This window comes from Acinetobacter sp. YH16052, from assembly GCF_013417155.1.
Classification (GTDB): Bacteria; Pseudomonadota; Gammaproteobacteria; order Pseudomonadales; family Moraxellaceae; genus Acinetobacter.
Window position 1 is genome coordinate 1 of record NZ_VPEO01000147.1, and the last position, 1,509, is coordinate 1,509.

The following is a 1,509-nucleotide window of genomic DNA, read 5'->3' on the forward strand; positions in this document are numbered from 1 at the left end:
AAAATTGAATTTGCTGTTTTGGGTCTTTTAGCATGATGCGAAGCCGTTGCATAAAATCATCTGGAGATTCGTTTTCCTGTTTTAAATGAGCGAATTTCTTGTCACGGGACATATTGAACGACAAGCTATTCACTTGCATGTTTCGCAATTCAATAAACTTAGGTTCATCGACCTGTTTGATTGGTGCTGATTGGATTTTCTTAGAACCAAAGCCGAGCTGTTCCAGTAGCGGATAAAACATCCTGAATTTTTTTGGCTCTAAAAGCATGTTTGCAAGGCGTTTCGTAAAGTCTTCGGATGACTCTCCGATCTCTGCATATTCGCTACCAACTTCGGGCAGTTCAGATAATTTGTGTGCAAACAAATGCCGTTGTGCATCGGTCATTTCGACAAAGAAATCAGGTGTGTTTGGATCTCGTTTTGGGTCGGTTCTTTGTTCTACTTTTGGTTGTGGTTTTTGTTTAAATCGGAATGAAAAACCAGTAACTGAACGCCCTGTTTTATGCTGTGCAACAGATACAATAATATCCGTATGTTCATTGATTTGCTTAATTGATGGCTCTAGTACACGGGATTTAAGTACATCAATTCGCTTGTAATCTCCCTCATTAATTCCTATCTGTTTTTTAAAGTCATCCAACCCAATTACGGGTGTTTTTCCTGTGCTACGCCAAGCAATTAAAATTTCGTATAAGCGAACAGCATAGGCACTTTTTAATTGACTAACTTGTTCTAATTCATAGCTTGTGAAGTGTTTTTCTAGTCGAGTAATTAGCGGGATAATAGCGGGAGCAAAAATTAACTTAACAACTGCTTCTTGTTCAACGTAAATAACTTCGCTTACCCAGCGTGATTTATGATGCTGGATATTCCCCTTTTCGCTAAGGCTTTGATAGCTGAATTGTCTTGCAAAAAGATCATCACAAGCATCTTTCAAGGCTTGATATGCGGTATTTCGATGCACTCCAAATTGATTTATATAGCTTTCTGCATGAATGTTTAAAGGGTCATTCGCATTAATTCCTTTGCCTGATTCCCTTGCTTCCACAATTGCTAGCAGAATTAACCGTTGTTCTGTTAGGTCAAGGTTGTAACTAGCATTGATTAGAGCATTGTCTTTGACTACTAATTCCGACATCTCCCACCTATAATTTTTATGATGTAAATCCACCATAATATTTTATGATGGATTATGCAAGGTAAATGGTGGAGTATTGAGAAATTCTTGCAAGGTAAATGGTGGAGTATTGCAAGGTAAATGGTGGAGAATGATCGCTGAAACGCACGTATACCAATGATTTCAGCCCTCCTAAAAGCATTTAAAAGCTTTTTATATTATTAAAAGCCCAAAAAAATTAAAAACGGCATTTAAAACTGCCCTATGTTTTCGCTTCGCTCAAACTCTATTGAATCTCGCTGCGCTCGATTCCTGGGGGCAGTTTTTCTCAAAGACCGGCTAGGACGCTAAAAACAAGAATGGATTCGCTTCGCTCATAAAGCTTTATGCTC

At 38.3% G+C, this 1,509-nt stretch carries 1 pseudogene; it reads right to left on the minus strand.

The annotated features are described in order from the left end of the window. Window positions 1–208: 208 nt before the first annotated feature. Window positions 209–1,138 (minus strand): annotated as a pseudogene (gene repM / locus FTV42_RS16815) (replication initiation protein RepM); the annotation flags it as partial. Between the last annotated feature and the right edge of the window lie 371 nt (window positions 1,139–1,509).